This is a genomic window from Variovorax sp. YR634 (genome assembly GCF_900106655.1).
In the GTDB taxonomy this organism is placed as follows: Bacteria; Pseudomonadota; Gammaproteobacteria; order Burkholderiales; family Burkholderiaceae_C; genus Variovorax.
The window spans coordinates 396695-414345 of the sequence record NZ_FNOL01000002.1 but is presented as its reverse complement, the minus strand read 5'-3'; the positions used below and the strand labels follow the sequence as shown (position 1 = coordinate 414345).

Here is a 17651-nt window from a genome sequence, read left to right as displayed (position 1 = left end):
ATTGTCTATAACCAAGACGCAATCCCTGAATATTGCCGCAACAACGACCGATTTGCGACTTTATCCGACAAACCCTCTGCCAATGCTAATTGGTCAGTTGCTGCTCAGTCTTGACTTCATTTTCCCTCGCGATGAGCGGGAATTCATGAATCTGGATGGATTTGAATGATTGCAAATCGGTGATCGATTGATAGCAAATACGTAATTAAGACCTTCCACGCCGCAAGCGTATTGCATTCAGCATTCAAGGAAAGAATCTCCGTGCTCGACCTGAACGAAGTCGCAATGTTCGTGCAAGTTGCGCGCCTTGGCAGCTTTGCCGAGGCGGCGCGGCAGCTGCGTATGCCATCGGCAACGGTGAGCCGGCGCATCCAGCAACTCGAGGCGCGCCTGGGCACCCGGCTGATGCAGCGCTCGACCCGCAAGCTGACGCTGACGAGTGCGGGCCAGACCTTTCATGAGCGATGCGGCCCGGCGGTCGAGGAACTGATCGAAGCAGGGCAATCGCACGTCGCGGGCAGCCAGGCGCCGAGCGGCCCGATCCGGGTGGCGGCCTCGGCCAGCTTCTTCGAATACTTCGAGATGGAATGGGTGTCGGCTTTTATCGCCGCGCACCCGCTGGTACAGCTCGATTTCGTTCTCAGCGACGTCCCGGCCGACCTCATCACCGACCGCATCGACGTGGCGTTTCGCATCGGGCCCCTGCCGGACTCGAGCTACGTGGCTCGCAGGATCTTCGCGAGCTACGGGGGCCTTCTTGCCAGCCCCGCCTATCTGGCGGCGCACGGTGCGCCCACCAATCTGGAGGAGCTGAGCAGGCACGCGTGCGTGACACAGCCGCCGGACACCGGAAATTTCACCACCTGGCGCCTGCAGGGGCCTGACGACGTGGAAGAAGAGGTGCGGGTGAGAGGGGCCTTCACCAGCAACATGCAAGTGGCGCTGCGCGAGGCCGCGTGCGCCGGACTCGGCATCGTCGCGTTGCCGTCGATCCTCACGGCGGCGGAGGTGGCCGCCGGCCGGCTGGTGCCGGTGTTGCCGCAATACATGCGGGCGGGCCGCGGCCTGAGCGTCGTCTATCCCAGCCGCCAGCAGCGGCCGCTGGCAGTCTCGGCGTTCGTCGACATGGCCGTGGAAAAGCTCAGCCTGCAGGAGTGGACACCTCTGTCCAGCGCGGAGACAGAGACGGCCTGAGCACCGGGCGCGGCGCGCCAATTGGCATGCCGCAATTCGGCGACGCATTGCATTTCTGCTATCGACTCAATTCCCGCGCCCGCGCGACCCATATCGGAGCAATGCGCCTGATTTTGGTGCATCTCACGCGATGCGATGTCGCGATTACCTCGAAACTTGAGCGGCTGAATTTCATTTCGAGCGCTAGTAGGAAACTACAAAGATCGTAAACAATTGTCACATGCGATCTCTCAATAGAGATGCGCATTAGCGATCCGATTTTCGTTCCATCTGGAGCCAATTTGCGGATTGCTCGAATTGGACCAGTCTTTTAGTGCCAGTCCAATTCATTCGTTTTCATCGTTTCTCCAATCTGGAGGCAAACGGCTTTCTTTGTTGCAAGGGTGGACAGCGGATGCAGACACGGTCTTTGAGCGCAGCGGGCTTCACTTTGATCGAAGTCATGGTCACGGTGGCCATCGTGGCCATCCTGGCGTCACTCGCCTTGCCCAGCTATCGCGACTACGTGCTGCGGGGCCAGCTCGTCGACGGCACCAATGGCTTGTCGGCCATGCGCGCCGACATGGAGCGCTTCTACCAGGACAACCGGAGCTATCTCAAGACGGGAAGCTTCGTTCCTCCCTGCACAGCGACCTCGACCAGGACCAATGTCGTCGGCAATTTCACGCTGTCCTGCACCACTGACCCCGCGGCGACTTCGACGACCTACACGCTGCAGGCCGTAGGCAGTGGCCCGACCACCGGGTTCACGTTTTTTGTGGACCAGCTCGGGGTGCAGTCCACCACCATCGACAGCAAAGTGTCGGGATGGACGGGCTGCAACAAGGCCTGGGTGACCAAGCGCGGCCAGGCGTGCCCGGCATGAAGGGCCATCTGCGCCGTACGTCGGGCTTCACCCTCATCGAGCTGATGGTGACGATCGTGCTGCTGGCCATCCTGACGATGCTGGCCATGCCTTCGTTCATGACGTGGATCAACAACAACAAGGTTCGCACCGTGAGCGATTCGCTGCAAAACGGACTGCGGTTCGCGCAGAGCGAAGCGTTGCGCCGCAGCCGGCCCATGGTGTTCTCGCTGACCAACAGTTCGGCTCCGCAAACCAGCCTGACGGCCGTTGCCAACGGCAGCAACTGGTCGATCAATGTCTCCAAGTCGAGCCTGGATGCGAACAACGTGTTCGTGCAGGCCGGCGTGCTCACGGATGTCGCATCCGGCGTTCAGATCACTGGGCCTGCAGCCATCTGCTTCAACGCCATGGGGCGGGTGGTCGCGAATACCGACACCGACGTGAATGGCGCCAGCTGCGACACAGCTTCGGTGTTGCAGACCTACGACGTCACCCTGACTCCCGGCGCCGACCGGCCGCTGCGCGTGCTGGTCGCCCTGGGTGGGCAGATCCGCATGTGCGACCCGGCACGCAAGCTGAGCGATTCCCCCGACGGTTGCCCATGAAGAAAAGTCTTTCTCCCGCTTCCAGCGCCTCGCAGTCGGGCTTTGCACTGCTCGAAGTGCTGGTCTCCCTCCTGCTGTTTTCATTCGGCGTGCTCGGCCTCATCGGCCTGCAGGCGCGCGCCATCAGCCTGTCGACGGATGCGGAAGACCGCAACCGGGCCGCCTTGCTCGCCAACGACATCGCCAGCGCGATGTGGCTCGGCAAGTCGGTCTCCGTGGACACAGGCAAGGGCTCGGTCTGGCAGACCCGTGCCAGCGACGCCACGAAAGGCGGGCTTCCGAATGGCGCCGTGACGGTCACCGCGGTGAGCGGCACCACCAATAGCGCCGACATCCTGATCACCTGGAAGGCGCCTTCCCGCGCAAGCGCAAGCACCGAGCAGAGCAGCACGTTCACCACGCGGGTGACGCTGCCATGAGGCGCGCTTTCTCATCGGCGCTGCCGCGGCAGCGCGGCCTCTCGCTGATCGAATTGCTCGTGGCGATGGTCATCGGGCTGGTGCTGACGCTGGCCGTTACCAGCATCGTCACGGTCGGAGAGGCGCAAAAGCGCAGCACCACTTCCACCAACGACATGGACCAGGCAGGCGCCTATGCCTCCTACGTGCTCGACCGTGCGCTGCGCAGCGCCGGTTCGGGCCTGACCCAGTCGATCCAGCCGACCGACCGTGGCGTGTTCGGCTGCAAGCTCAACGCGGCCGCGCTGCTGCCGGCCACTGCTGCATTTCCGGCGCCCTTCAAGAAAAGCTTCCTGCCCAGCGCCACGGCCAACCTGCGCGTTGCGCCCGTGCTCATCGGCAAAAGCCAGTCCGATGCCGGCTCCGACGTGCTGGTGGTCATGGGCGGCGATGCCGTGGCGGGCGGGGTGCCGCGCGGCCTCACGGACCCCGGCAGCGCCACGACGCTCTCGATGGACAACACGGTCGGCATTTCCACTGGCGACGTCGTCCTGGTGAGCCAGAACGGCACGGCGGACTGCCTGCTCGAGCAGGTGTCCGGCATCACTGCCAAGGTGCTGACACTGGGCGGCACCTACTACACGGCCGGCAAGACCACGTCGCTGGAGACGTTGGCCGCGAGCACGTCGACCTACGTCACGCCGCTGGGCAACCCCGCGAACGGCAACGTCCAGTTCCAGCTCTTCGGCGTGGGCGACAACCGCACGCTCTACGGCTACGACCTGCTGCAGGTCGGGGGAACAACCACGTCGCAGGCGCTCGCGGACGGCGTGGCCGAGATGCATGCCCTCTACGGCCTGGACACCAACGGCGACGGCATCCTCGACGCCTGGGCGGACCCGGGCGCGAAGGGTTACGACATCGCCACCGTCATGACGACGACCGCCACCATGCGGCAGATCGTGGCCGTTCGCGTCGCGCTGCTCATGCGCAGCGCGAGCAAGGAAAAGGATGTCGTTTCGCCCGGAACGCTAACCCTGTTCGACGGCGTGCTGGATGCATCGAAGAACTCGCTCGCGCAGACCGTGACGCTGAGCGCCACGGAAGACCAGTACTACCGCTACCGGGTTGTCGAATTCACCATCCCGCTGCGCAACATGCTGCTGCTGCCATGAAGATTCCCATGCCCCGCGCGGCGAAGCGCCAGCATGGCGTCGCCCTGCTGTTCTGTCTCGTCATCCTCGTGATCCTGCTGGCTGGCGGTGTCGCGGTGGTGCGCTCCATGCACACGTCGCTGTCCACGGCCGGCAACCTGGCCTTCAGGCGCGACCTCGTGAATCAGGGGGAGCGGGCGGTGTCGGCGGTGCTGGCCAAGTTCGCCACCAGCGGAACGCTGGCCACCGCGACGACCGATGTGCCCGCCGAGAACTTCAAGGCGACCAAGCTCGACACCAACGCGCAAGGGGTGCCGAAGGCGCTGCTCGACGACACGGCCTTTGGCGTCGTCGGCAAGGCTTCCAACGACATCACCGACGCCGCCGCACAGGTGAGCATCCGCTATGTGATCGATCGCCTCTGCACCAGCAGCGGCACCGCCACCAGCACCGGCTGCGTGCAGTCTTCCGCGGCGCCGAGCGGCGGTACGGCCGGACCTGTGCCGCCGCCGCCCCCACCGACGGCCACCGTCTACCGCCTGAGCATGCGCATCAGCGGGCCACGCGACACGCAGGTGTTCGTGCAGTCGACCTTCACCAAGCCAGATTGAGAAAGCACCGCATCACCATGACACGTGTTTTTCGTCGCTCGCCACCCGCGGGCTCCGGCATCGTTGCGGCCGCCTTCGCATTGCTGCTGGCCTTGCCATGCATGACTGCAATGGCGGCGCTCAAGCTCTCCGATCAGCCGGTGTTCGCCACCTCCGACGTGCCGGGCAACCTGGCTCTGGCACTGTCGGTCGAATACCCCACGGCAATCAGCGTGGCCAATCTCGGCGACTATGCCGATGCCACCGAGTACCTCGGCTACTTCGATCCGCAGAAGTGCTACACGTACCAGTACGTCAAGCCGGCTGTCGACGGCAACGCAGCCTCCGACAGCTACTTTCAGCCAGCGGGCGCATCGACCGGCACCAGCAAGCACACCTGCTCGGGCCAGTGGAGCGGCAACTTCATGAACTGGGCCACGATGCAGACCATCGACCCGTTCCGATGGGCGCTGTCCGGTGGTTATCGCAGTGTGGACACCACGAGCCAGACCATCCTCGAAAAGGCATGGGGCTCCACCCAGGGGGGGCTGAGCAATTTCCCCCTGCGAGGAACCGACCAGGGCACGGGGCACAAACTGCCCAAGGCCCTCGTCTCCTCCGTCACGCCTTTCAGCAACTGGAGCAAGTTCAACTCGAGCATCTGGTCGCGCGGCAACACCATGGTGTTCACCGGCTCGGGTGATTCCACCAAGACAGGCACCGACCTGAGCGACCTCGACGCCGCCAACAAGAGCGCGAAGTCTGTCTACCAGGTCTATGTTCGCGTCAAGGTCTGCGACACAAGCACGACCGCCGGCGGGCTCGAAGCCAACTGCGTCAAGTACGGCAGCAACTACAAGCCCGAAGGGCTGCTGCAGCAGTACGCCAACAAGATCCGCTACGGCGCCTTCTCCTATCTCAACGCCGGGGGCGACACACAGCAGGGCGGCGTGATGCGCGCTCCGATGGGCTTCATCGGGCCGACGTACCCGCAGCCGCTCTCGACCGCGGTGGTCACCAACACCCGCGGCGAGTGGGACGCCACGACCGGCATCATGACCAGCAACCCCGATACGGTCTCGGCTACCGCCAGCGGCGTCTCGCAGAGCGGGGTGATGAACTACCTCAACAAGTTCGGCCAGGCCGCCAAGACCTACATGACGTACGACAACGTCAGCGAGCTCTACTACGCGACCGTACGGTACTTCGAGAACCTGGGCAACGTGCCCGAGTGGACCAATTCGGTGGCCGCCGGCACGGCGGGCAGGGACGCCAAGCTCGACGGCTTTCCCGCCGTGATTGACTGGAGCGGCAAGGACCCGATTGCCTATTCGTGCCAGAAGAATTTCATCCTGGGCATCGGCGACGACCACACCCACTACGACTACAACGTGGGCGGAAGCTCGGTCAGCAAGAGTGCGCGGGCCATTCCTGCCGCCGTCAAGTCGGACACGCTGAACCAGGCCGACACCTGGACGAAGAACCTGCAGACGCTCGAAGGCTTCACGACCACCACGCCGTGGTGGAAGAACGGCGGCACCGACTCGACCTACTACATCGCGGGCCTGGCCTACGGCGTGCACGTCAACGACATCCGCCCGGACCTCACAGGTACCCAGAACATCTCCACGTACTGGATGGATGTCATGGAATACCAACGGGCCGAAGACCTGAACCCCTATTACCTGGCCGCCAAGTACGGCGGCTTCAGTGTGCCCGCCAACTACGACCCCGCCAACACCAAGACGCCGCTGACGCAGAGCTGGTGGAACGCGTCGGGCGACAGCATCAACATGAACGGCAGTACCCGCCAGCGGCCTGACAACTACTTTCTGGCGGGCAATGCGGGGCAGATGGTGAGCGGCCTGAAGGCGGCCTTCACCGACATCGCCAATGCCATCCAGGCGTTCACGACATCGTTCTCGCTCTCGAGCGCGCAGGTTTCTTCCACCGGCAGTGCTTCGTACGCATCGCAGTACGACTCCAAGGGCTGGACGGGCGTGCTGACGGCCAGCACGATCAGCTTTGCCAGCGACGGCACGCCATCCACCGCAGCAGCCTGGGCGACCAGCACCACGCTCGAAGCCCAGCTGGCAAGCGGCGGCTGGGACACGGCGCGGCGCGTTGCCACATGGGATGGCAGCAAGGGCGTGGCCTTCCGCGCCGGCAGCGTCACATCGGCCCAACTGGCCGCGCTGGCGCCTTCCTACGCAAAGAGCAATACCAGCACCGACTACCTCAACTACCTGCGCGGCGATCGCACGAACGAATCCACGTCGACCGCTGCAGGCAGCACCAAGGCCCTGCGCAGCCGCACCCTCCTGCTCGGCGACATCGTCAACGCCAAGCTGACGCCCGTCGGGCCGCCCGGCACGAACTATTCGGAAAACAGCAATCCGGGCTACGCAGCCTTCAAGACCAAATGGGCCGCCCGCCCCACCATGGTCTATGCCGGTGCCAACGACGGCATGCTGCATGCGTTCAACGGCGCGCTCAAGGGGAGTACCGCCGGCACCGAGCAGTTCGCCTATGTGCCGAGCGCCCTGTTCCAGGGGCCGAACGGCACGCCGCAGGTCGACGGGCTGGCGCAGATCGGCAACCCCAGCTACGCGCATCACTACTACGTGGACGCAACGCCGCTGGCCTTCGACATCGACTTCAACAATGCGGGCGGAGCATTCACCACCACGAGCACTGGCAGCAATGCAGACTGGCACACGCTGCTGATCGGCGGCCTTGGCAAGGGCGGAAAGAGCTACTACGCCATCGACGTGACCGATCCCGCCAGCATGAGCACCGAAGCCGCCGTGGCGGGCCAGGTGAAGTGGGAGTTCACGGACACCACCATGGGCTACAGCTACGGCGCCCCCACGGTCGTGAAGACGAAGAAGTACGGCTGGGTCGCGCTGCTGACCTCGGGCTACAGCAACAGCGACGGCAAGGGCTACCTGTACGTCGTCAATCCGAAGACCGGCGCGCTGCTCGAGAAGATGGCGACGCCCACGCCCTCCAACGGACTGGCGCAGGCCTCCGCCTATGTCGCCGACTTCGGCGACAACACGACCGACGCGGTGTACGCGGCAGACCTCGACGGACAGCTCTGGCGCTTCGATCTCACGGCCGCCAAGGGCAGCACGAGCCCTTATCCGGCACCGACCCTGATGGCCACGCTCGCCGATGCATCGGGCACGGCGCAGCCCATCACCACGCCACCGCTGATTGAAGTCCACCCCGTCACGCGCAAGCGCTTCGTGCTGCTCGGAACCGGCAGGCTGCTCGATTCGTCCGATGTGAACTCGACGGCTGCGCAGTCGTTCTACGCCATCCTCGACGGCACGGCCGGAGCCTTCAACGCCGTGAGCACGCCCATCACGCGCAAGCAGCTCACGCAGGTGAGCGACGTGACCGCGGGCATCACCCTGTCGAACACTTCGCAGGGCTGGTACCTCGACCTGGGCGCCACCAGCGGCGTCGGCTGGCGCATGGTGATCAATCCGACCGCCTTCAACGGCATCGTGGGCTTCTCGAGCCTGCTGACCACCGGCGACGCCTGCAGTCCTTCGGGGCAGAGCCGGGTCTATGCCGTCAACTACGGAACCGGCCGGTCGGTGCTGTTGCCGTCGTCTACCGGCTACGTGAGCGTCTCCAGCGCCATCACCGATCTGAAATTCGTGAGCGTGGACGGCACCACCCAGATCGTCACTGGAACGACCAAGGGAGACACCAAGAAGATCGACGCCGACCTGACCAGCGGCATCTCTCTGCGCCTGCTGAACTGGCGCGAAGTGCCGGCGGTGAACTGACATGGGCGTCGCAGGCAGGACATGGCCATGCTGAGGCTCGGCGTCTACAAGTTGCCAGTCGCCGAGGTCGTGGTGATCCAGACGATCGTCCGGCTGTATGCGAGCGACGCTGCCTTTCCGTGGCAGCTGGTCAACGCGCCGCCGTACGACGCACTGCTTGTCGATGCCGCCGCCGTGGAGCACGAATATTCCACGGTGGTCGGCATGGCCGCGGCCGTGCTCAGGCTCACGCGCATGAATTCGGGTGGACAGCCCAACGCGCTGGAGCGGCCGATACGTGCCGACAAGCTGCAGCGCTGGCTCAAGAGCACCGAGCAGGCACTGCGCGAGTCGCGACCCGCGGGGCCGACGCTGGACGAGCAGACCGCCCTGGAGGTCGAGGTTTCCGATGCGGTCCGCTTCATGCTGCGTCGCTGGCCACCGGCCACGCTGTTGCGCAACGACCTCGACAACATCCGCATGGCGAGCCTGCTGGCGCGGCGCGCGCTGAATGCGAGTGAGCTGGCCGAGATCAGCCAGCTTCCATTCACCCAGTGCGCCGCGTTCCTGCAGGCGCTGCGAACGGCCGGCGTGCTGGAGCTGCATGTCGAGCAGGCCCTGCCGCCGTCGTTCACACCGCAATCCGACAGGCCGATCCGCAGCGACTTCGCGCGAAGTCTCCTCGATGGCATTCGCCGCCGGCTGGGCCTGCGAGCGTCATGAAGGAATACAAGATCCTTCTCACAGGCACTGTGGGGGCAGGCAAGACGACCGCGATCGGATGCGTGAGCGAAACCTCGCCGGTCATGACCGAGGTGCCGAACTCCGATGCGGCCATCGACAAGGAGCGCACCACCGTGGGCCTCGACTTCGGCCAGCTCACGCTGGACAACGGGGACCGCGTTCGCCTGTTCGGCACGCCCGGGCAGGCCCGCTTCGACTTTCTCTGGAAGATTCTCGTCAGGAACGCGCTGGGCGTGATCGTTCTGATGGACAACTCCCGGCCCGACCCGCTGGGCGACCTGTCCATGTACATGCAAGGCTTCGCCGAAGCCTTGCGGACCTTGCCTTGCGTGATCGGCGTGGGGCGGATGCACTGCCACCCTGTGCCGACCCTCGACGACTACGCGCAACGACTCGAGTCCATGGGCCGGGTGTTTCCGATTCTCGATGTGGACGTGCGAAGCAGGGCCGACGTGATCCTGCTGATCGACACGCTGCTGATGCAACTTGAAGCCGACATGCAGGGAGAGACAGAGTGAGTGTTCGACATGGCTTGTCCAGGACGGCAACCGCGCACGCGCAACGCGAGGTGCAGAAACTGGTCGACGAACTGAACGGCGTGACGGCTGCCGTGGTGGCTACCGTGGACGGTTTCGACGTGGCGTCCACAACCATCGGCGATGCCGATCCTGCCCGCATGGCTGCCATGGCCAGCTCCATCGTGGCGATCAGCGGCGTTGTCGCCGAAGAGGCACGCCTCGGCCGCCATCAGAGCGTGATGGTCCTGACGGATTCGGGCTTTGCGGTTTTCCACAGCGTGCACCGGCGCGACGGCGAACTCGTCATCAGCGTGCTCGCCCGCGACAGCGCGGTTCCGGCACTGGTGGCCTACAAGGCCGCCCAACTCGCGAAGACCCTCGCCGAGGCATGACGGCAGATTTCCACAACAACCTTTTCAACCATCCGACAGGAGAACAACTTGGCATCCATCAAGCAAACGCTCGACGACATCCTCACCATCGACGGCGCCATGTGCGCCGCCGTTGTCGACTCGGGCAGCGGCATGATCCTCGGCGCCGTGGGTTCGGGCGTGGACATGGAGATTGCCGCCGCCGGCAACACGGAAGTCGTGCGCGCCAAGCTCAAGACCATGCAGGCTCTGGGCCTGAGCGACGTGATTGAGGACATCCTGATCACCCTGGGCAAGCAGTACCACATCATCCGCCCCTCGGCATCGAAGGAGGGTGTCTTTCTCTACGTCGTGCTCGACAAGCAGCGCGCCAACCTCGCGCTGGCCCGCCGCAAGACGCAGGACGTGGACAAGCTGATGGACTTTTGAGATCAGCGGAAAGGCAGAAAGAATCTCCGTGCTCGATCTGAATGAAGTCGCAATGTTTGTGCAAGTGGCGCGTCTCGGCAGCTTCGCGGAAGCCGCGCGGCAGCTGCGCGTGCCGTCAGCGACGGTGAGCCGGCGCATCCGGCAACTCGAGGCGCACCTGGGCACCCGGCTGTTGCAGCGCTCCACCCGCAAACTGGCGCTGACCAATGCCGGCCAATCTTTCCAGGAACGATGCGGCCCGGCGGTCGAAGCGTTGATAGGCGCCGGGCGGCTGCAGGTCGAGGGCGGCCAGGAACCGAGCGGCCTGGTACGCGTGGCCGCGCCGGCCAGTTTTTTCGATTTTTTCGAGATGGAATGGGTTGCCGATTTCCTGGCCGCGCATCCACGGGTGCGGCTGGACTTCGTTCTCGACGATGTCGTGGCGGACCTCATCGGCGATCGTATCGACGTCGCCTTTCGCGGCGGGCCCCTGCAGGACTCGAGCTTCGTGGCCCGCAAGATCTTCGCAAGCTACGGCGGCCTTCTTGCCAGTCCCGCCTACCTGGCGGCGCGGGGCACACCCGGCAGCCTGCAGGAGCTGCTCGAACACGACTGCGTGACGCAGCCACCGGACAGTGGCAATCTCTCGACCTGGCGCTTGCAAGGCCCCGACGGCATGGAAGAAGACGTGCGGGTGAGGGGGCGTTTCATCAGCAACGTGCAGGGCGTGCTGCTCAAGGCTGCGTGTGCAGGGCTGGGCATTGCCGCGCTGCCGTCGATCCTGACGGCGTCCGACGTGGCGGCCGGCCGGCTGGTGCCGGTGCTGCCGCAGTACATGCGGGCAGGGCGCGGCCTGAGCGTCATCTACGCCAGCCGGCAGTACGTTCCGCAGGCGGTGTCCACGTTCGTCGACATGGCGATGGAGAAGCTCAGCCAGCAGGATTGGGCGCCCGCAGCCAGGCTGGCTGCCTAGCGTCGCCGCCTGCGCCCGTCGCGTTCAACCCGCCTTGGCGGAACGATCGGCGACGGTGGTGGGGCAGGACGAGGGCGTCGCACCGGTCGAGTCGGCACCACACCAGTCGCCGCCCAGCGCCTTCACCAGGAACACCGAGGTCAGCAGCCGCTGCCCCTGCAATTGCGCGGCCTGGCGCTCGACCGTCAGCAGCGACTGCTGCGCGGTGATCACGTCGAGATACGTCGAGGCGCCGCCTTCATAACGGCTGGTCGCCATGTCGAGCACGCGCCGCGCCGCCGTCACGGCCGACTGCGCCTGCGTGGTCGCGCTGTCGAGTGCCGACAAGCCGGTGATGCCGTCTTCCACTTCCTGCATCGCCGTCAGCACGGTGCGGCGGTAGTTGCCCACGGTGGCGTCGTAGCCGGCCTTGGCGAAGTCGACGTTGGCACGCACGCGCCCGCCGTCGAACAGCATCTGCGTGGCCGACACGCCCACCGACCACAGCAGGCTGGGCCCGTTGAACAGCGACTCGATCAGGCGGCTGTCCACGCCCACCGTCGGCGAGATGATGAAGCTCGGATAGAAGGCCGCGGTGGCCACGCCGATCTGCGCATTGGCCGCGGCCATCGCGCGCTCGGCCGAGGCCACGTCGGGCCGGCGCTGCAGGATTTCCGAGGGCACGCCCAGCGGCACCGCGGGCGGCTTGATCTCGCGCAGGTCCACCGGCAGTGCGAAGTTCGGCGCGGGCGTGCCAGTGAGCGTGGCCAGCGCGTGCTCGTACTGCGAGCGCTGCTTCTTCAGCACGTCGACCTGCGTCAGCGTGGTTTCGAGCAGCGCCTGCTGCTGCGCCACGTCGAGGCCCGACACCGCGCCCAGGTCATGCCGCGCCGTAACCAGCTCCAGCGCGCGGCGTTGCAGCCCGATGGAGCGCGAGAGCACGTCGAGTTCGATGTCGGTCGAGCGCAGGTTGAAGTAGTTGCTGGCCACGTCGGCGCTCAGCAGCAGCCGCGTGTTGGCCAAGTCGGCAGCCGATTGCTCGGCGGAGGCCGAGGCGCCCTCGACGGTGCGCTGCACGCGGCCCGCGAGGTCGAGCTCGTAGCTGGCGTTCAGCGAAACCGTGAAGTCGTTCTGCACCGTCGACGCATTGGCGGTCGCGTAGTTCGTCAGCGGCCGGTTGGCGGAAATCTTCAGGCGCGAGGCGCGCGTGCCGAGGCCCAGCTGCGGATATTGGCTGGCCGCGTTGGACGCCAGCGCGGCCCGCGCCTGCGCCAGCCGCGCGTTGGCGATGACCAGCGTCGGGCTGCCGGCCAGGGCCTGCGCCTGCAATGTGTCGAGCGTGGCGTCGTCGAAGCGCTTCCACCACGGACCTTTGTCGGCGCTGTCGCTGGGCGTGCTCATGCGCCAGGGCTCTTCGAGCTTCCAGCTGACGGGCAGGGGCGTGTCGGGTGTCTTGTAGTCGGGGCCGACCGCGCAGCCCGCGACGAGCGCGAGCACGGCAGCGGCCACTGCAACGGCTGGCGATCGCAATGTCACGCCGGTTCCTTCTTCGGCATGACGGGCGGGGCAGCCTTTGCGGCGGCCGGCGGCGTTTCGGGCGCGACGGCCACGATGTCGCCTTCGGCCAGCGAGTCCGAAGGGTTCAGCACCATGCGGTCTGTGCCTTCGAGTCCATCGATCACTTCGACGTTTTCGCCGTAGTTGCGCCCCAGCGTCACGGCGCGCAGGCCGACGCGGCCCTTCGCATCGACCACCGCGATGCGCGTGCCCTCGGCGCGGAACAGCAGCGCGTTCGACGGCACGGTGAGCGTGCGGCTCGCGGCCAGCGGCAGCGACACCTGCACGTAGGCACCCGGCAGCAGCGCGCCGTCCTTGTTGGGCAATGACACCTCGACCTGCATCATCCGCGTGGTCGTGTCGATGGAGCCTGCGGTGCGCGCCACCTGGCCCTTGAAGCTCTGGCCGCGCAGTTCGGCCTGCGTGACGACCACCGGCTGGCCTGCCTTCACCAGTTGCGCATAGGCCTGCGGCACGTTGATGTACACGCGCAGCGGGTCTGTCTGCGCAAGCAGGAAAAGGGCGCGCCCGGCACCGCCGCCCGCGCCCGCGTCGATCAGGTCGCCCACGTCGACGTTGCGCCGCGTGATCACGCCCGCGAACGGCGCCATCACGCGCTTGAAGCCTTCGGTCTGCTTGAGCCGCTGCACGTTGGCATCGGCCGCCGCCACGTTCGAGGTAGCCTGCGACACGGCGCTGCGGCGCTCGTCCAGGTCTTGCTGCGAAACCACGTCTTTCTTGCGCAGCGCTTCCCAGCGGTCGGCGGTGCTGCGTGCCAGCTCCAGCCCCGAGGCGGCCTGCGCGCGCGCGGCCACGGCCTGTGAGAGCTGCTGGTCGATTTCGGGCGTCTCGATTTCGGCGAGCAGCTCGCCCTTTTCGACGCGGCTGCCGATGTCCTTGGTCCAGCGCTTGAGGTAGCCGCTGGCGCGCGCCGAAATGGGCGATTGCACGAAGCCCTGCAGCGTGCCCGGCAGCGCCAGCGTCTGGCCGGCGGTGGGCACGCGGGGCAGGGCGGTCTGCACGTACTGCCTGGCGCGCTCGCTGGTGCCCGCTTCGAGCGCGCGAGCGTTGGCGATGCGCACGAACACGGTGCGCGCCGCACCGAGCGCCAGCAGCACCAGCACGATCAGCACCAGCCAGCGCGTGCGCCGCACGATCTGTCGGCGGCGCAGCAGTTCACCCTCGCCCTCTTCAACGGCGATGGGGTGGATGGCCAATGCCGAATGGCGTTGCTCCGTCATGAAATCAGTTCTCCTGGGGCGTTGCGCCCGCTGGCGGTAGATGCGGCTGCCCGGCGGTGCGCAAGCCGACTGTGCACCCCCGCGAACACGGCGGGTACGAAAAACAATGTCGACACCGTGGCAAAGATCAGGCCACCGATCACCGCGCGGCCCAGCGGCGCGTTCTGCTCTGCGCCTTCGCCCAGGCCCAGCGCCATCGGGATCATGCCGATGATCATCGCCAGCGCCGTCATCAGCACCGGGCGGATACGGGTGGCGCCGGCTTCCAGCGCGGCCGACAGCGGCGGAATGCCCGCCTGCAGCCGCTCGCGCGCGAACGACACCAGAAGAATCGAGTTGGCCGTTGCCACGCCCATGGTCATGATCGCGCCGGTCAGCGCCGGCACGCTCAGCGTGGTGCCGGTGATGAACAGCATCCACGCAATGCCCGCCAGCGCGGCCGGCAGGGCGGTGATGATGATGGCCGCGTCAAGCCATGACTGGAAGGTGACCACGATCAGCAGGTACACCAGCACGATCGCCATCGCGAGGCCGACGCCCAGGCCTATGAACGACGACTGCATGGTCTGCACCTGCCCGCGGATCTCGACCCGGCTGCCGCGCGAGAGTTTGGGCCGCATCTCGTCGACCAGCTTCTGCACCTTCGACGCCACGCTGGCTAGGTCGGTGCCCTGCACGCTCACGTACACGTCGATCACCGGCGCGATGTTGTAGCGCGACATCACCGCCGGCTGGCGGTCGGCCTGCGTGCTCACGAGGTTGCCCAGCAGTTGCTGCGCGCCGGTTCCCCCCGTTGCTGCGCCTGCACCCGCACCAACCGGAATGTTCAGCAGCGAGTCGAGCGAGTCGACGGTGTACTGCGGCGTCTGCACCGCAATGCTGTAGACCACGCCGTTCACCGGGTTCAGCCAGAAGGCGGGTGCCGTCTGCGAGCTGCCCGACAGCGCGATGAGCACGTTCTGCCCCACGTTGGAGGCGGTCAGGCCGTACTGCTGCAGCCGCGTGCGGTCCATCTGCAGGCTCAGCGCCGGGCCGTCGAGCCGCTGGTGCACGTGGGCGTCGACCGCGCCCGGAATCTGGCGGATCGCCTTGGTCAGTTCGGCCGCGCGCAGGGCGTTGCCGGCCATGTCGTTGCCGCTGAACTGCACGTCAATGGCCGCGGGCAGGCCGAAGTTCAGGATCTGCGTGACGATGTCCGCTGGCTGGAAGAAAAATTCGATGCCCGGAAAGCGCTTGGGCAGTTCGGCCCGCAGGAGCGACACGAACTGCTCGGTCGGCTTATGGCCCTCTTTCAGCGACAGCAGCAGCTCGCCGTCGAAGGTGCCGATGGTGCCGGCATTGCTGTAAGACAGGTTGATGCCGCTGTTGGGCACGCCCAGGTTGTCGAGGATGGTTTCGAGCTGGTCCTGCGGCACCAGCTCGCGGATGGCGGCCTCCACCTGGTCGGTGAGGCGAGCGGTCTCCTCGATGCGCGTGCCGGTGGGCGCACGCAGGTGCAGGCGGATCTGGCCGGCATCGACGGTCGGGAAGAAGTCGCGCCCCAGCGCGGGGTAGAGCAGGCAAGACAGCAGGCAGAAGCCGAGGAACAGGCCAATGAACCCGGCGCGCTTCGATAGCACCGCCGACAGCACCAGCGTGTAGGCGCGGCGTACGCGTTCGAAGCGGCGGTCGAAGGCGCGGTACAGGCGCTGCAGGGCGCTCTGCTTCGCGCCTTCCGCTGGTGCATGGCCGCCGCCGTGCGAGCCGCCCATCAGCAGCATCACCAGCGTCGGCACCAGCGTGCGCGAGAGCAGGTAGGAGGCCAGCATGGCGAACACCACCGCTTCGGCCAGCGGCACGAACAGGAAGCGCGCCACGCCCGAGAGGAAGAACATCGGCACGAACACGATGCAGATGCACAGCGTGGAGACGAAGGCCGCCGAGCCGATTTCGCCCGCGCCGACCTCGATGGCCTCTTTCAGCGGCGTGCCCATGTGCAGGTGCCGCTCGATGTTCTCGATGGTCACGATCGCCTGGTCGACCAGGATGCCCACCGAGAGCGCCAGCCCGCCCAGCGTCATGAGGTTGAGCGTTTCGCCCAGCGAGTACAGCACCAGGATGGACGCCAGGATCGACAGCGGAATCGTCAGCCCGATGATCAGCGTGCTGCGCCAGTTGCCGAGAAACAGCAGCACCATCGCGGCGGTGAGCGCTGCGGCCAGGATGGCTTCGAACACTACGCCCTTGACGGCCGCTTTCACGAACACCGACTGGTCGAACAGCGGCGTGATCTTGATGTCTTCCGGCATCGTCTGCGCGGCGATGGGCAGCATGGCGCGGATGTTGGAGACGATGTCCAGCGTGGAGGCGCCGCCGTTCTTCAGCACCGACAGCAGAACGCCGCGCACGCCGTCCTGGCGTACCACGTTGGTCTGCGGCGAGAAGCCGTCGCGCACGTAGGCCACGTCGCGCAGGTAGGTGGTGGCGCCGTTCACCGTGCGGATCGGCAGGTCGTTCAAGCCCGCGATGGCGTCGGGCGAGCCGTTCATCTTCACGTTGTATTCGGTGGCTCCGAACTTGGCCGTGCCCGACGGAAGAATCAGGTTCTGCGTGTTCACCGCGTTCACCACGTCGGCCGGCGAGAGGCCGCGCGCCTGCATCGCCTGGGTGTCGAGGTCGACCGAGATCAGCCGGTTCTTGCCGCCGTAGGGAAAGGGAATGGCCGCGCCCGGCACCGTGATGAGTTGCGGGCGCAGCTGGTTGACGGTGGAGTCGAACAGCGAGTTTTCAGAGCGCGTGGGGCTCGACAGCGCCAGCTGGATCACCGGCACGCTGGAGGCCGAATACTTGATGACCAGCGGCGGCGTGATGCCCGGCGGCAGCTGCCGTACCTGCGCCTGCATCGAGGCCACCACCTGCGAGATGGCCATCTCGATATTGGCCGTGGGCTGGAAGAACACCTTGATGATCGACACGCCCGCCAGCGATTGCGATTCGATGTGCTCGATGTCGCTCACCGTGGTGGTCAGCCCGCGCTCGACCTGCCCCGAAATGCGCTGCCCCATTTCCTGCGCCGGCAGGCCGGTGTAGTTCCAGATGACGCTGACCACCGGTATGTTGATTTCCGGGAAGATGTCGGTCGCCATGCGTGCGAGGACAAAGGGCGTGGCCAGCACGATCAGCATCGCCATGACGATGAAGGTGTACGGACGACGCAACGCAAGCTGGACCATGGAGGGGGCTCTCTGCTTCCGACGGAAAAAGGTTTTGCATCATAAGGAAGTAGATTTAAGTTTGCCGACTCCGTTAAA

The 17651-nt window shown here is 65.8% G+C and carries 15 protein-coding genes; 12 read left to right on the top strand and 3 right to left on the bottom strand.

Annotation, left to right across the window (positions count from 1 at the left end; genetic code table 11):
- Window positions 1-261 precede the first annotated feature (261 nt).
- The 12 genes from BLV60_RS06180 (at window position 262) to BLV60_RS06125 (ending at window position 11584) form a co-directional block, all read left to right on the top strand.
- Window positions 262-1194: a LysR family transcriptional regulator gene (locus tag BLV60_RS06180; RefSeq protein ID WP_093051510.1), complete on the top strand. Its 933-nt coding sequence runs from the start codon at window positions 262-264 to the stop codon at window positions 1192-1194.
- A 394-nt stretch (window positions 1195-1588) separates the two neighbouring features.
- Window positions 1589-2059, top strand: a complete 471-nt coding sequence (locus tag BLV60_RS06175; RefSeq protein WP_093051507.1) for a type IV pilin protein — start codon at window positions 1589-1591, stop codon at window positions 2057-2059.
- The gene (locus tag BLV60_RS06170) at window positions 2056-2646 is read left to right on the top strand and encodes a GspH/FimT family pseudopilin (protein WP_093051874.1); all 591 of its coding nucleotides are present in this window, start codon (window positions 2056-2058) and stop codon (window positions 2644-2646) included. Before BLV60_RS06175 ends, BLV60_RS06170 begins: the two co-directional genes overlap by 4 nt.
- Entirely contained in the window at window positions 2643-3065 is a 423-nt protein-coding gene (gene pilV / locus BLV60_RS06165; protein ID WP_093051504.1) for a type IV pilus modification protein PilV, read from the top strand. Before BLV60_RS06170 ends, pilV begins: the two co-directional genes overlap by 4 nt.
- Window positions 3062-4219: a PilW family protein gene (locus BLV60_RS06160; RefSeq protein WP_093051501.1), complete on the top strand. Its 1158-nt coding sequence runs from the start codon at window positions 3062-3064 to the stop codon at window positions 4217-4219. The genes pilV and BLV60_RS06160 overlap by 4 nt, the downstream gene beginning before the upstream one ends.
- The gene (locus BLV60_RS06155; RefSeq protein ID WP_093051498.1) at window positions 4216-4809 is read left to right on the top strand and encodes a pilus assembly PilX family protein; all 594 of its coding nucleotides are present in this window, start codon (window positions 4216-4218) and stop codon (window positions 4807-4809) included. Before BLV60_RS06160 ends, BLV60_RS06155 begins: the two co-directional genes overlap by 4 nt.
- A gap of 17 nt (window positions 4810-4826) precedes the next feature.
- Entirely contained in the window at window positions 4827-8591 is a 3765-nt protein-coding gene (locus BLV60_RS06150) for a pilus assembly protein (protein ID WP_093051495.1), read from the top strand.
- Window positions 8592-8618: 27 nt separating this feature from the next.
- The gene (locus BLV60_RS06145) at window positions 8619-9293 is read left to right on the top strand and encodes a hypothetical protein (protein WP_093051871.1); all 675 of its coding nucleotides are present in this window, start codon (window positions 8619-8621) and stop codon (window positions 9291-9293) included.
- A complete protein-coding gene (locus tag BLV60_RS06140; protein ID WP_093051492.1) occupies window positions 9290-9832 on the top strand; it encodes a GTP-binding protein in 543 nt (180 codons plus the stop codon). Before BLV60_RS06145 ends, BLV60_RS06140 begins: the two co-directional genes overlap by 4 nt.
- Window positions 9829-10224, top strand: coding sequence for a roadblock/LC7 domain-containing protein (locus BLV60_RS06135; protein ID WP_093051489.1), 396 nt, complete (start codon window positions 9829-9831; stop codon window positions 10222-10224). Before BLV60_RS06140 ends, BLV60_RS06135 begins: the two co-directional genes overlap by 4 nt.
- A 48-nt stretch (window positions 10225-10272) precedes the next feature.
- Entirely contained in the window at window positions 10273-10632 is a 360-nt protein-coding gene (locus BLV60_RS06130; protein ID WP_093051487.1) for a hypothetical protein, read from the top strand.
- 28 nt (window positions 10633-10660) lie between these two features.
- Complete coding sequence (locus BLV60_RS06125) at window positions 10661-11584, top strand: LysR family transcriptional regulator (protein WP_093051484.1); 924 nt, start codon at window positions 10661-10663, stop codon at window positions 11582-11584.
- 24 nt (window positions 11585-11608) lie between these two features.
- Here BLV60_RS06125 and BLV60_RS06120 read toward each other — a convergent pair whose 3' ends face one another.
- From BLV60_RS06120 to BLV60_RS06110, 3 genes are read right to left on the bottom strand one after another with little or no spacing between them, the layout of a single operon-like run.
- A complete protein-coding gene (locus BLV60_RS06120) occupies window positions 11609-13099 on the bottom strand; it encodes an efflux transporter outer membrane subunit (protein WP_256328876.1) in 1491 nt (496 codons plus the stop codon).
- Window positions 13096-14361, bottom strand: coding sequence for an efflux RND transporter periplasmic adaptor subunit (locus BLV60_RS06115; RefSeq protein WP_093051478.1), 1266 nt, complete (start codon window positions 14359-14361; stop codon window positions 13096-13098). Before BLV60_RS06115 ends, BLV60_RS06120 begins: the two co-directional genes overlap by 4 nt.
- Window positions 14358-17573: an efflux RND transporter permease subunit gene (locus BLV60_RS06110; protein ID WP_093051475.1), complete on the bottom strand. Its 3216-nt coding sequence runs from the start codon at window positions 17571-17573 to the stop codon at window positions 14358-14360. The genes BLV60_RS06115 and BLV60_RS06110 overlap by 4 nt, the downstream gene beginning before the upstream one ends.
- Between the last annotated feature and the right edge of the window lie 78 nt (window positions 17574-17651).